A 13,539-nucleotide genomic window follows, 5' to 3' on the forward strand; every position below is an offset into this window, starting at 1 on the left:
GGCCAGCCGCTTTACGGCTCCGGCCCGCCGGTCTCTCCGTCCTCCAAAGCAGGGGCGTCCTGAGCTCCCCCAGACAGTCCTCCCCCGGCAACGCCCGCCGGGATGCCCGTCCCTTTTTTGCTTCGGCCCGCCGCCTTACAGCTCCGGCCCGCCGGTCTCTCCGTCCTCCAAAGCAGGGGCGTCCTGAGCTCCCCCAGGCAGCAGCGTTCCCGCCATCACCTGCTGGAAGTCCGCCGCGTCCAGCTTCTCCTTCTCAAACAGCACCCCTGCCAGGCGGTGCAGCTCATCCATGTGCTCCTTCAAAATCTCCTCCGTCTGCCCATAGGCTGTGGAGATGATCTTCTGAATCTCCTCGTCAATCTCAGAGGCCGTGGCCTCCGAGTAGTTGCTGATGTGCCCCATCTCCTTGCCCAAAAACGGGTTCGACCCGTCCGAGCCATAGGTAATGGGCCCCAGCTTCTCGCTCATACCATATTTCGTGACCATCGCCCGGGCGATTTTGGTAGCCCGCTCAATGTCGTTGCTGGCTCCCGTAGAGATGTCGTCCAGCACCAGAGCCTCGGCCACCCGGCCGCCCAGAAGAACAATCAGCTCCTCCTTCATCTCATTGCGGCTGCGGTAAGACCGGTCCTCAGTAGGCAGGTGCATGGTATAGCCCCCTGCCAGCCCCCGGGGTATAATGGAAATCTGGTGCACCGGGTCCTGGGTCTTGCAGTAGAAGGAGGAGATGGCATGCCCCGCCTCATGATAAGCGGTCAGCTTCTTCTCCTTCTCGCTCATCACCCGGCTCTTTTTCTCCGTGCCCGCCACCACCTTGATGGTGGCCTCCTCAATCTCCTCCATGGTGATGGCCTTCAGGCTCTTTCTGGCAGCCAGCAGCGCCGCCTCGTTCAGCAGGTTCTCCAGGTCCGCCCCGGTAAAGCCCGCTGTCGACTTGGCAATGGTAGACAATACCACGTCCGGAGCCAGCGGCTTGCCCTTGGCGTGCACCCGCAGAATCTCCTCCCGGCCCTTAATGTCCGGGTGCCCCACAGTGACCTGCCGGTCAAACCGGCCGGGGCGCATCAGCGCCGGGTCCAGAATGTCCGGCCGGTTGGTAGCCGCAATCATAATGACCCCTTCGTTGGCTCCAAAGCCGTCCATCTCCACCAGCAGCTGGTTCAGGGTCTGCTCCCGCTCGTCATGACCGCCGCCCAGGCCCGCGCCTCTCTGCCGGCCCACAGCGTCAATCTCGTCAATAAAGATAATACAGGGGTGGTTCTTCTTGGCCTTGTCAAACAGGTCCCGCACCCGCGACGCGCCCACGCCCACAAACATCTCCACAAAGTCCGAGCCGGAGATGGAGAAGAAGGGCACCCCGGCCTCTCCGGCCACAGCCCTTGCCAGCAGGGTTTTGCCTGTGCCGGGAGGGCCCACCAGCAGCACGCCCTTGGGTATGCGCGCCCCCAGTGAGTTAAACTTGCCCGGGTTCTTCAAAAACTCTACAATCTCCCGCAGCTCCTCCTTCTCCTCGTCGGCTCCCGCCACGTCGGCAAAGGTGGTTTTGCGCTTTTCGTCGCTCATCTGCTTGATCTTGGCCTTGCCAAAGTTCATCTGCTTGTCGCCGCCGCCCCCGGCTCCGCCCAGGTGCCGCATCATAAAAATCCAGAAGAAGATCAGGCCCCCAAACAAAATCAGCGTGGGCAGCAGACTAATCAGCCAGCTGGTCTCCGCCGGCCTGCTGATGTCCTGCACCATCTTCTCATCAGGGTGCGCCTGGTTATATTCCTCAATATACCCCGCCGCGTTCCGGTAGAACAGGTCCACGCTGGGCACCACATAGCCCACCACGGTGCCTGTTTTGTCGTTCAGCCGCAGGGTCATCTCCCCGGTGCCCAGGTTCAGGGTGTACTCCTTCACCTGGCCCGTCTCAAAATAGTTGAGGATATCCGAATACTTGTAGGTCTCGCCCCTGGGCATTCTGTTGCTGAAAAGGAAGATGATGATAAACAGCACCACCACCGGTATGCCGATATACAGCAGCAGATTGCGCAGCTTTTTTCCGTTGTTTCCGTCCAAAGGTCAACCCTCCTGAGTCTAAAAGCTTTCTGTCCTCGTCTGACTGTTTACTGACTGAATAATATATTAAAAATGGTAGCCATTTTTCTTTCCGATTTTGTAACGCCCGCCCTTCCTCAAAAGGGCCTCCGCCTCCCCGCTCACCCCCGGCAAACCGGACGCTCGCCCCCTTGCTCCGCAAGGGGAAGAAGCTTTGCTCCGCAAACCTTCCGCAGCCGCCAAGACCCCGCGTCTGCGCTCGCTGGGCTTTCTCTACTATCCCAACCGCCCGCAAACAGACTGGTTGAAACAAAACCAGCCCGTTCTTCCTAGTCGTTTGGGGTTCTCCTGAAAGGGATCAAAAAGCGTCTGCTTCTAAAGCTGACGGCAGCGGGCAGTCCGCTGGTCTCCCGCTGGTCGGCCTCGCTCCGACTTGCCTTCGGCATCCGACTTGCCTGCGGCAAGTCGACGGCGGCGCAGCCTTACCCCGTTCCAAACTGGGATTTGGAGGTGAAGCACTACCTCGCGCCTTTGCTATCTGCGCCGCCTAAGTTCAAGGTCAAGGTCGCGAGACGCTGTCTCGCGCTCTGCAACCTTTGAAAAGGTTGACGAAACTTTTGGTTCGCGCACCTCTGCTCTTCTTCGCTCTGGCTCTCCGCCCGCGTTGAGCGTTCAGTCTTCCTCATATACCTCCGGCTTCAACACGCCTACAAACGGCAGGTTCCGGTACTTCTCTCCATAGTCCAGCCCATACCCCACAATAAACGCGTCCGGAATCCTCGCCCCCACATAGTCCGGGTTGACCTCCGCCTCCCGGCGCTCCGGCTTGTCAAACAGCGTGCAAATCTTAATGCTCTTGGGGTTCCTCGCCCGCAGCACATCCATCAGATAGTGCAGCGTCTTCCCGCTGTCCAGAATGTCCTCCACAATCAGCAGGTCATAGTCCTCCAAAGGAATGTTCAGGTCCAGAACAATCTTCACCACCCCCGAGCTCTTGGCCGCCGCCCCATAGCTGGATACCACCATAAAGTCCACCCCCGCCGGCACAGTCACCGCCCGCATCAGGTCCGCCATAAACACCACCGACCCCTTCAGCACGCTGACCATCAGCAGGTTTTTGCCCTTATAGTCCCAGCTGATTTCCCGTCCCATCCGGGACACAATCGCCGCCAGCTCCTCCTTGGTGAACAGCTCTCTCTCAATGTCGTCAATCATGGTCCGCTCCTCTGACATTTCCCTCACTCCTCTTTCCTCTCCACAGTCCAAATCCTCTTGCTCTTCTCCGACGCCCGAAAGCCCTCCGCCGCCCCCGCGCCCGGGCACCATACAATCTCCTCCCCCCACGCCAGCAGGGGGGTCCGGTCCCGCAGGGGTACTGGCATCCGCAATTCCTGAAAAATCTGCTTCAGGGGCTTCGAGCATCCCCGCCCCGCCGGTCGAAACCTGTCCCCCGGCCTGCGGCTGCGTACTACCAGATTTCCGTCCATTATATCACAGTCCAACGCGTTTTTGAATAACAAATTTTGAATTTTTTCTCGATTTTCTGTTTCCGCCAGGCTTTTTTCCCTCAAAACCAGGCAAACGCCCCCCGGCAGATGGTTTTCTCCCAGCCTGACAGGCAGCGCAAAGGCCTCCGGCGGGGCCTGGACCCTTCCGGCCCAAAGCACGCCCTGGGCGCAGCGCAGCTCCACCCCCCCGGGCATGTCCCCGCCGCCGCCCTGCATCAGCGCCGCCTCCGCCAACACCAGATGCCGCCGTTCCAGCCGTCCGCAGCCAGCCTCCTCCAAAAACAGCTTCAGGGCCCGGCCCCGCACCGCCGGGTGGGCCGCCCCCAGCACAGAGGCCTCCAGGCCCCACTGGTTTTTTGCCGACTCCATCAGCCTGCGGGCCTCCCCTTCCAGATATTCCTGGTCCGCCCGCAGCAACGCCGCCGTCTGACCCGCGGCCTGCACAAACCGGGGGTTCAGCTCCCGCAGCGCCGGCGACACCTGGCGGCGCACCCGGTTGCGGGCAAAGTCCTCGTCCCAGTTGCTGCTGTCCGTCACATAGTCCAGGCCCTGTGCCCGGCAATAGGCCTCAATGCTCTCCCGGCCCACCCCCAGCAAAGGCCGCAGCAGCTTCCCTCTTTTCGGGGGAATGCCGCACAGCCCCTGGGCTCCTGCGCCCCGGCACAGGTTCAGCAGCATGGTCTCCGCGTTGTCGTCGGCATTGTGGGCCGTGAGAATCCGGTCCTCCTCCCCCGCCGCCAGCCGGTAAAAAAATTCATACCGCACCTGACGGCCGCACTCCTCCAGCCCCAGCCCTTGCTCCCGGGCCAGGGCTCTCACATCCGCCCGCAGCACCTCAATCGCCAGCCCATGCTCCCGGGCAAAATCCTGGGCGAAACGCTGGTCCCGCTCCGCCTCCTCCCCCCGCAGCAGATGGTTCACATGGGCCAGCAAAATCCGCTCCCGCCCTGCCTGTCCCAGCAGCCAGTGGGCCAAAGCCGTAGAGTCCGCCCCCCCGGAAAAGCCCACCACCAGCCGCCCCTTTGGGGGCGCGCCTTCCAGACTGGCCCGCTCCAGCCCCTTACTCATGGCGCACCAGCTCCCGCGAGGAGAACCGCATAAACTCCGGCTGCCAGTGCACCGGAATCTCCGTGGTGGCCCCGTGGCGGTTTTTGGCCACAATAATCTCCGCTGCGCTGGTGTCCATGTCGTCGGTAAGCTGCCCGCCCTCGCTGACAGCATTATACGCCTCCCGGTGAAGGAAGATGACAATGTCCGCGTCCTGCTCAATCGAGCCCGAGTCCCGCAGCTCCGAAAGGCCGGGCCGGTGGTCCTTGCCCCGCTCTCCGGGCCTGCGCAGCTGCGACATGGCGATCACCGGCACATTCAGCTCCTTTGCCATAATCTTCAGGTTCCGGGTAATCTCGCTGATCTCATTCACCCGGTTGTCCCCCTTGCGGGTGCCGGTCATCAGCTGCAAATAGTCCACAATCACCAGCTCCACATTTTTCAGCCGCCGCACCTTTGCCTTCATCTGGGGCACGGTCATGCCAGGGGCGTCGTCAAAAAACAGCTCCGCCCTGCTGAGAATGTCTCCCGCCTCAATCAGCCGGGACCACTCCTCCTCCTCCAAATCCCCGCTGCGCAGCTTGGTGCCCTCCACCGAGGCCTCGGTGGAAAGCAGCCGGGAGCACAGCTGCTCCCGGCCCATCTCCAGCGAGAAAAACGCCACCCGCCGCTTGCTGACAATGGAGGCGTGCCGGGCAATGTTCAGCCCAAAGCTGGTTTTGCCCACACCGGGCCGGGCCGCCAGAATAATCAGGTCCGACCGGTTGAGCCCTGTGATGGTGGCGTCCAGCAGCCCAATGCCTGTGGGTATGCCCCGGTACTTGTCCCGGTCCGGAGAGTTGAGCAGGTCCAGCCGGTCAAAGGTCTCCAAAAGAATCTCCCGCACCGGCTGCAGGCCCTGGGTATACTTGCCCTGACGAATTTCAAAAATCCGCTGCTCCGCCGCGTCCAGCAGCAGGGCCGAGTCCTCGCTCCCTGCGCTGGCGTCGTCCAAAATACTCCTGGCCGCCTGCATCAGCACCCGCAGGTCATACTTGTCCCGCACAATCCCCGCATACACGTCCACCCGGCTGATGGAGGGCACCAGCTGGGCCAGCTGGGTCAGATACACCCGGCCGGTCTCCTGGTCAAACTCCCGGGCCTCCCCCAGCTTGTTCAGCACCGTGACAAAGTCCACCGGCTGTCCCAGGGTGTACATTTCCAGCATAGCCCCATAGATCAGCTGGTTATTCACCGCGTAAAAATATTCCGCCTTGGGCAGAATCTCCGTCACCACCGAGAGGCACTCCGGGTCCATCAGCACCGCTCCCAGCACCGACTGCTCCGCGTCCATGCTGAAAGGAGCCTGAGCTCCCCCCAGCTCCCATCCTCTGCTCTCATAGTCCATGGCCCGGCTCCTTTCCCAGCTCTCTCTTATACCATGTCCCCACAGGCGGCCGCGCCCATCCTTCCGTCAAATTCTGCCGCCGGCACCCCTGCAAAGCCCCGCCAGATCCCAAAACCACCAGGGGTCTGGTCATCCGCAGCTCTGCGCCCTGTCAAAGCCCCGCGCAAAATCCCGGCGCAAACCCTGCCGGCACAGGCTCTTACTCCTCGCACACCGCCACAGTCACCGTGGCGGTAATCCCGTTATAAAGCTTCACGTCAAAATTGTACGAGCCATAGGCCTTAATCTCGTTTTCCAGCACGATCTTCCGCTTGTCCACCTTCACGCCCAGCTGCCGGCCCAGCTCCTCGGCCAGCTCCCGGGCAGTCACCGAGCCAAACAGCTTGCCCCCCTGCCCAGCCTTGGCAAAAATCTTCACCGTTTTCCCGTTCAGAGCCTCCGCGTTTTTCCGGGCCTGGTCGGTCTCCGTCTTGATTTTATACTCCTTGGCCGCCTCAGCGTTCTTCAGCTCGTTCATGGCCTGAGCGTTGGCCTCCTTGGCCAGCTTCCGGGGCAGCAGAAAGTTCCTGGCGTACCCGTCCGAAACCTCCTTCAGCTCCCCCTTCTTTCCAATGGACTTCACATCCTGCAAAAGCACTACCTTCATGGCTACTCATCCTTTCCAAATAATTTTTATTTTAACCGGTAGGTCCGGTCCCCTCGCTCCATGGCCGCAAAAACCGCTTCCAGCTCCTGCCGGGCCCGCTCTTCCTGGTCATACTCCCCGATTGGCGGGTCAGCAAGCATCCTGTCCACATTCCCGGTGTGACAGTATCCATACAGCCCAAACCGTTTCCCCACCAGCTTCTTGACAGTGACCAGCTGGTACTCCCCCACCGTCTTCCCATCCTGAGACATAATGTACACACTCCCGCCTCCTCACAATCTATATTGACAGCCTGCAAACGCGGCACGAGCGTTTCTTATCGTGCCGCCCCTCGTTCCATTTAGGGCTTGTTTGAAAATAGAGGAAATGACGAATTTTTACCCAGAGGGGGTTCATTTCAAGGAAAAGAACCCCTGTAGTTCGCTGCGCTAACTACGGCAATCTTCTGATTGGCGAGGATTTTTGACGCAGAAAGGGGCCCCTTCTGGGTAAAAAGACGGCGTTTCCGATTTTTCAAACAAGCCCTAAGTGCAGTACCGTCCGCATTCCTGCTCAAATTTGCCTGAAGCAGCGCGATTCATCCCCGCTCCTCCTGCATTTTCGGCGATTGAGTACAGGACCCTATTTTTCTGACTTATCCAGCGCCGCCAGCCGCTCGCCTGTCTCTACCGCCGCCTGAAAGCAGACCTCCTCCAGCCCGAGCCCTTTCTCGTGGAGGATGCCGCTGTCCCATCCCCCGTCGTCCACCGTGTCCGTGGCGTAGAAGAACTGAGCAAACCGCACCCCCCGGAACTGCGCCACAGCCGCCAGGCTGGCGCACTCCATCTCCACCGAGATGCAGCCCTGCTCCCTCCGGCGGGCGGCCTTCCCCCGGGTCTCCCGAAAGAACGCGTCCGTGGTCCAGGTCTTGCCCTCCACATAGGGAACGCCCAGCCCGTCCAGCGCGCCGCGGCAGGCGTCCACGCTCTCCGGGTCCAGCTCCACCTGGTCCGCCGGGGGCAGATAGTGGTAGGAGAGCCCCTCGTCCCGCACAGCGGCAGTGGGCAGCAAAAGCTTCCCGTGAGAGACGCCCTTCACCAGCACCCCCGCCGCGCCAAAGTACACAAAGCACCTGCCCCCCTGGGGAATGCTCTCCTCCATGGTAGAGGCCGCGCCCGGCCCGCCCACCAGGGGCATAAACAGGGCGATCTCCGTGTCAAAGGCCTTCACCTTATAAATGGGGATAGCCCCAATGCAGCACCCAAAGTGACTGATCTCTTCGCCGCCGTGGTGCGCCAGGACCCACTCCATAATGGGCTTAGAAAAAATGCCCACGCAGATTTCCGGGAAGCCCTCCTCCGGGTGGTGATAGCAGTCCTCCGGGTTAATAATGGCCCGGCGTTCCGGGTCAAATTCATTGCAGAGCATACGCTCACCTCTCTCTTATTATAGACCCGCCTCCACGCAGGCCATACTCTCCCGCTGCCAGCCGCGCCCGCAGCGTCGCCGCGCACGCCTCCGGCGTCAGTCCGCCGGGGTCCAGCACATGGGCCTCATACTCTCCCAGGCCGTCAAACGCCCTCCACATGGCGGCAACCGTTTCCTCCCCAAGGAGAAGCCCCGTCCTCTTTTCCCGCTCCTTGGCCCGCAGCAGCGTCGTTCTCTCATCCGGCCGCAGAATCACATACCGCAGGTCCAGGCCCTTCTCCCCCAGCCTCTTCCATGCGTCCAAAAACCAGGGGCCCACCACGCCGTCTACATATACCTGATAGCCCCCCAGGGCATACTGCTCCGCACAGGCGGCGGCAGCGCAAATCACCGCCTGGTTCTGCTCCGCGGCCTCCTCCTGCCAGGGCGGCACATAGCCCCAGCGGATGTAGGCATAAAAATCGTCCGTGTGCATATGCACCGACCGCGCCCCGGCGCTGTCCGCCAGTATGCGTGAGACCGTGGTCTTTCCCCCTGCGCAGGGTCCTGATATGAGCACAATCACGCTCCCGTCCTCCTTCCTGATGGTTCCCTCAGCCGCTGACCGTGGTCTCCTCCAGCTTCTCATCCAGGGCATGAATCAGCTGCCGCCGGGCCTCACCCATGCTCACATTCTTCAGCTGCGCCCCTGCCATGGTAAAGTGCCCGCCGCCGCCAAAGGCCTCCAAAATCAGCTGCACGTTCACATCCCCCAGGCTCCGGGCCGACATGCTCACCCCGCTCCCCGTCTTATACAGCACAAACGAGGCCTTTACTCCCTGAATAGACAGCAGCTCATCCGCTGCCTGGGCCGAGGCCACCCGCATGTCGTCCAGCTCCCAGCTGGTGGTGGCAATGGCGCAGCCCTTGTAAATCTCCGCCCCAGACACCAGCTGGGCCTTGCGCTTGTAGCTGTCCAGCGAGTTGGAAAACAGCTTCTTCACCGTCACCGTGTCCGCCCCCCGCCGCCGCAGGTAGGCCGAGGCCTCAAAGGTCCGCACGCCGGTGCGCAGCACAAAGTTCTTGGTGTCCAGGCTGATGCCCGCCAGCAGCGCCTGGGCGTCCACCCGGTCAATGGCCGACGACCGGATGTACTGCACCAGCTCTGTCACCATTTCGCTGGCCGAGCTGGCAAAGGGCTCGTGATAAAAGATCAGGGCGTTTTTGATGTGGGTCACCATCATCCTGTGGTGGTCGATAATCACCACCCGGTCCACCTTTTCCAGCAGCTCCCGGCTCTCCACATAGTTGGTAGAATGGGTATCCACCACAATCAGCAGCGACCGCTCCGTGGCCAGGGCCAAAGCCTCAGCCGGGTCCATAAACACGTCCTCCCCCGGGTAGCTGTCGTCCACCATGTCCACCAAAGCCCCGGCCAGGGTCGACCCCCGGTTGATGACAATGTCGGCCTGCTTGCCCAGCCCCTTGCGAATAGCCGCCCACATGCCCACTGCCGAGCCCACGCTGTCCAGGTCCGAGTTGGCATGGCCCATAATAAACACCCGGTCGCTGGCGGACACATGGTCGGTGAGGGTGGCCGCGATCACCCGGGTGCGCACCTTGTCCCGCTTTTCCACACCCTTAGAGAGGCCTCCGAAAAATTCGTATGTATCCCCTCCCTGGGTCACCGCCACCTGGTCGCCGCCCCGGCCCAGAGCCATGTCCAGGGCCTGCCGGGCCCACCGCTCGCTCTCCGCCACAGCGGCCGCCCCCCGGCCCACGCCAATGGAGATGGTTGCGCTCATGTTCCCCCGGCTGTTTTTGACCTCCCGCACACTGTCCAGCACCCGAAAGCGCTTCTGCTTGGCCTCCTCAATGTGGGCGTCGTCAGTAATAAACAGAAACCGCCCGTTGGAGAGCCGCCGGATAAAGCCCCCCAGCTCTCCCACCACCCAGGTGCGCAGCACAGCCTCCACCTCCGCAGTGATCCGGGACTCCTCGCCTCCCGCGCCGTCCCGGGCCATCTCGTCCCGGTTGTCAAACACCGCCAGACACACCACCGGCTGACGCTCCCGGAACTCCCTGGCAATGGTCTTAAAGTGGGTGTCGTCCACAAAATACAGAATATACCCGTGCTCGGCGCTGGCTCCATACACCGTGTACTCCCGCCCCCCATAAGAGACGGCAGTGCCCTTCTCCTCCATCACCTGCCGGAAGGTCTTGGGGTAGATATACCGCAGCACACTCTCCCCCAGGCCGGGCCGCACCGCCCCCAGGGTCTCCTCAAAGGCGGCGTTCACCCACACCAGGTCCCCGGCCGGGGCCACAATCGCCACCGGCATCGGAAACTCCCGCAGCGACTCCTCCTCCTCAGCAGAGAGCACCCGCCCTGCCGAGCGCACTGCCGCGGCAGCGTTCTGCCGGTAGACGACCCCCGACACCGCCACCGCCAGACTGCACAGCCCGGCGGCAGTGAGCTCCACCGCGAACATCACCCGGTTAAAGGGGTAGCTGGCCGCAGCCATCGCCACCATAACCGCCGCCATCAGGTACATCAATGGGGAAGTGACCCAAACCTTTTTCCTCCGCATCCTCTCTCAGCTCCTCGCTTCCTGGAGAAATAACCATACCGCCAACTCTCGCCGCAGACATGCCGCCCGCCGCTTTCCCGGCCCTTCGCAAAATCCTTTCACCGTCAACCGACAGACCAGCCCGAAAAGCCTGCCGCACACCACCCGGCACAGCCGCCCCGCCAACTCTCGCTGCAGACATGCCGCCCGCCGCTTTCCCGGCCCTTCGCAAAGTCCTTTCACCGTCAACCGACAGACCAGCCCGAAAAGCCTGCCGCACACCACCCGGCACAGCCGCCCCGCCGCTCTCGCCGCAGACATGCCGCCGCTTTCCTGGCCCTTCACAAAGCTCTTTCACCGTCAACCGACAGACCAGCCCAAGAAACCTACCGCACACCAGACCCGGCACAGCCGCCCCGCCAACTCTCGCCGCAGACATGCCGCCGCTTTCCTGGCCTTCGCAAAGTCCTTTCACCGCCAACCGACAGACCAGCCCAAGAAACCTACCGCACACCAGGCCCGGCACAGCCGCCCCCGCCAGCCCTCGCCGCTGGGGCAAGCCGGCCCTCCGGCAGTCTCTAAACCTCCATAATAATTGGCAGAATCATGGGGCTGCGCTGGGTCTTCCTGTAAAGATACTTGGACAGCTCATCCTTCACGCTCTGCTTCAGGCCGCTCCAATCCCGCACCCGGCGGTTGGCGCAGTCCTCCAGGGCCTTGCAAACCACCCGGCGGGCCTCGGCCATCATCTCCTCCGACTCCCGCACATACACAAACCCCCGGGAAACAATATCCGGCCCAGCCACCACATGGCCGGTCTCCGCCTCAATGGAGCACACCGCCACAATCAGCCCGTCCTCGGCCAGATGCTTCCGGTCCCGCAGCACAATGCTGCCCACGTCGCCCACACCCAGGCCGTCCACCATCACGCTGCCCGCGGGCACATCTCCCAGCCGGCGCATATGGTCCTCATGCAGCTCCAGCACATGGCCAATGTCCCCAATATAGATGTTCTCTCTGGGCATACCCATAGCTACTGCCAGGCCCGCGTGCTTCTGCAAATGCTTCTGCTCCCCGTGGACAGGGATGAAAAACTTGGGCTTGGTCAGGGCATGAATCAGCTTCAGCTCCTCCTGGCAGGCATGGCCCGACACATGCACCTCATACATCGACTCGTAAATCACCGTGCAGCCCTGCTTCAGCAGCTCGTCCACCACAGCCCCCACGGTCTTCTCATTGCCGGGAATGGGCCGGGCGGAGAGAATAATAAAGTCGTTGGGCCCAATAGCCACCTGCCGGTGGTCCGAAAAGGCCATGCGGGTCAGGGCGGACATTGGCTCGCCCTGGCTGCCGGTGGTAATCAGCACCAGCTGCCCCGGCTCATACCGGTTAATCAGGTTCAGGTCAATCAGCACCCCCTGGGGGATGTCCAGATACCCCAGCTCGCTGGCAATGCCCATCACATTCACCATGCTCCGGCCCGAAAGCGCCACCTTGCGGCCATACTTTACCGCGCAGTTAATAATCATCTGCACCCGGCTGATGGAGGAGGCAAAGGTCGCCACAATAATGCGCTTACCCTGGGCCCGGTTAAACAGGGAGTCCAGAGAGTTGTTCACCGTCTGCTCGGTCTGGGTATACCCTGCCCGCTCCGCGTTGGTAGAGTCCGCCAGCAAGGCCAGCACGCCCTCGTCACCCAGCTGAGCAAACCGGGCCAGGTCGATCATCTTCCCCTCGGCAGGGGTAAAGTCAATTTTAAAGTCGCCGGTGTGCACCACCACCCCGGCAGGGCTGTGAATGGCCAGCGAAACCGAGTCCGCAATAGAGTGGTTCACATGCACCAGCTCCACCTCCATGCAGCCCAGCTTAATCCGGGAGCCCGGAGGGGTCACATTCAGCCGGGCCGAGCCGGTCAGCCCGTGCTCCTTCAGCTTGCTCTCAATCAGTCCAATGGTAAGGGCCGTGCCATACACCGGCACATTCAGCTTTTTCAGCAGATAAGGCACCGCGCCGATATGGTCCTCATGACCATGGGTAATAACCACGCCCTTGATTTTCGACCGGTTCTTCTCCACAAAGGCAAAGTCAGGAATCACCAGGTCAATGCCGGGCATATCCTCATCCGGAAAAGCCAACCCGCAGTCCACAATCAGCATGTCGTCCTGACACTCATAAAGGGTAAAGTTCTTGCCGATTTCATTGAGCCCCCCCAGAAAATACACCTTAATGGCGGGCTTGTTCGAGCGCCGTCTTCCCCTGCCCCGCTTCTGGGTGGGCTGAGAGCTCTGGGCATTCTGCCCCTGGGCCGACCGGGCCGCGGCCAGCTGTGCTGCGGCAATCGGCGCGGTGCCCATGCTCTGCCGCCTGGGCGAAGACTGCCGGCCCGGCTTTTTCCCGGGCTTTGCGTGGCTTTTCTGGGCAGGCTGACGCTTGCCCCCCGGCTTTTCCCCAGCGGAGGCTCTTGGCCCGGCAATCTTCCCAATCTTCGGCGCCTCTCCCTTTCCCTGGTTCTGGTCCTGGGCGCGGTTGCCGGCAGGCTGCCGGCGGGGCCTGTTATTCTTTTTTTCCATTGCTGTCACATGTACCTCCTGATTCTGTTCCGCCGTCCAAAGGGTAGACGAAAGCAAGCCCTTCCGGAGGGCGGTTTCATTTTGTTGATATTCCGGAAACATTCCGAAAAGTGAGAACGCCCGGCAGTCCGCCGAAGGTCCCCTATACACAAAAAGCGGCGTTCACCGCAATCAGCCAATAGTTATTCATCCTATTTTACAATATCTCCCCCCACCTTGTCAACCCCACCAGCGTGACGCTGGACCCAGTTCGCGGAGCGCGTTGGCACGCCAACGCTACGGAGAGGGGGGGAGCGGGGTTTGTGGTCGCGGTTTGGGGGTTGGTTAGACCAGCGGACTTTTTGGGGGGTGTTCGCCGGTGACTTTGACACCAGAAGCCCGACATCGC

General features: G+C 61.6%; 10 protein-coding genes. All 10 read right to left on the reverse strand.

All coding sequences use genetic code 11. The annotated features are described in order from the left end of the window. Window positions 1–135: 135 nt before the first annotated feature. Window positions 136–2,058 carry an ATP-dependent zinc metalloprotease FtsH gene (ftsH, locus tag ACTO5E_RS07420; RefSeq protein ID WP_482302777.1) on the reverse strand — a complete coding sequence of 641 codons (1,923 nt, stop codon included), beginning with the start codon at window positions 2,056–2,058 and terminating at the stop codon, window positions 136–138. A gap of 651 nt (window positions 2,059–2,709) precedes the next feature. Further along, window positions 2,710–3,252 carry a hypoxanthine phosphoribosyltransferase gene (gene hpt, locus ACTO5E_RS07425; RefSeq protein ID WP_482302786.1) on the reverse strand — a complete coding sequence of 181 codons (543 nt, stop codon included), beginning with the start codon at window positions 3,250–3,252 and terminating at the stop codon, window positions 2,710–2,712. A gap of 23 nt (window positions 3,253–3,275) precedes the next feature. Beyond that, complete coding sequence (tilS, locus tag ACTO5E_RS07430) at window positions 3,276–4,613, reverse strand: tRNA lysidine(34) synthetase TilS (protein ID WP_482302778.1); 1,338 nt, start codon at window positions 4,611–4,613, stop codon at window positions 3,276–3,278. Next, window positions 4,606–5,979 carry a replicative DNA helicase gene (gene dnaB / locus ACTO5E_RS07435; RefSeq protein WP_482302779.1) on the reverse strand — a complete coding sequence of 458 codons (1,374 nt, stop codon included), beginning with the start codon at window positions 5,977–5,979 and terminating at the stop codon, window positions 4,606–4,608. The genes tilS and dnaB overlap by 8 nt, the downstream gene beginning before the upstream one ends. A 199-nt stretch (window positions 5,980–6,178) precedes the next feature. Further along, on the reverse strand, window positions 6,179–6,625 hold the full coding sequence (gene rplI / locus ACTO5E_RS07440) for a 50S ribosomal protein L9 (protein ID WP_482302780.1): 447 nt from the start codon (window positions 6,623–6,625) through the stop codon (window positions 6,179–6,181). A gap of 26 nt (window positions 6,626–6,651) precedes the next feature. After that, a complete protein-coding gene (locus tag ACTO5E_RS07445) occupies window positions 6,652–6,885 on the reverse strand; it encodes a hypothetical protein (RefSeq protein ID WP_482302781.1) in 234 nt (77 codons plus the stop codon). 361 nt (window positions 6,886–7,246) lie between these two features. Then, on the reverse strand, window positions 7,247–8,032 hold the full coding sequence (locus ACTO5E_RS07450; RefSeq protein WP_482302782.1) for a nucleoside phosphorylase: 786 nt from the start codon (window positions 8,030–8,032) through the stop codon (window positions 7,247–7,249). A 4-nt stretch (window positions 8,033–8,036) separates the two neighbouring features. Continuing rightward, the gene (locus ACTO5E_RS07455; protein ID WP_482302783.1) at window positions 8,037–8,597 is read right to left on the reverse strand and encodes an AAA family ATPase; all 561 of its coding nucleotides are present in this window, start codon (window positions 8,595–8,597) and stop codon (window positions 8,037–8,039) included. A 28-nt stretch (window positions 8,598–8,625) separates the two neighbouring features. Further along, the gene (locus ACTO5E_RS07460) at window positions 8,626–10,602 is read right to left on the reverse strand and encodes a DHH family phosphoesterase (protein ID WP_482302784.1); all 1,977 of its coding nucleotides are present in this window, start codon (window positions 10,600–10,602) and stop codon (window positions 8,626–8,628) included. A gap of 557 nt (window positions 10,603–11,159) precedes the next feature. Then, on the reverse strand, window positions 11,160–13,151 hold the full coding sequence (locus ACTO5E_RS07465) for a ribonuclease J (protein ID WP_482302785.1): 1,992 nt from the start codon (window positions 13,149–13,151) through the stop codon (window positions 11,160–11,162). Between the last annotated feature and the right edge of the window lie 388 nt (window positions 13,152–13,539).

The sequence above is a fragment of the Acutalibacter sp. genome, from assembly GCF_056800975.1.

Bases quoted from the DNA above. Each gene is read 5' to 3' on its own strand.
- ACTO5E_RS07460 (WP_482302784.1), bottom strand. From the start codon at position 10,602: ATGCGGAGGAAAAAGGTTTGGGTCACTTCCCCATTGATGTACCTGATG.
- hpt (WP_482302786.1), bottom strand. From the start codon at position 3,252: ATGATTGACGACATTGAGAGAGAGCTGTTCACCAAGGAGGAGCTGGCG.
- rplI (WP_482302780.1), bottom strand. From the start codon at position 6,625: ATGAAGGTAGTGCTTTTGCAGGATGTGAAGTCCATTGGAAAGAAGGGG.
- tilS (WP_482302778.1), bottom strand. From the start codon at position 4,613: ATGAGTAAGGGGCTGGAGCGGGCCAGTCTGGAAGGCGCGCCCCCAAAG.
- dnaB (WP_482302779.1), bottom strand. From the start codon at position 5,979: ATGGACTATGAGAGCAGAGGATGGGAGCTGGGGGGAGCTCAGGCTCCT.
- ACTO5E_RS07450 (WP_482302782.1), bottom strand. From the start codon at position 8,032: ATGCTCTGCAATGAATTTGACCCGGAACGCCGGGCCATTATTAACCCG.
- ACTO5E_RS07465 (WP_482302785.1), bottom strand. From the start codon at position 13,151: ATGGAAAAAAAGAATAACAGGCCCCGCCGGCAGCCTGCCGGCAACCGC.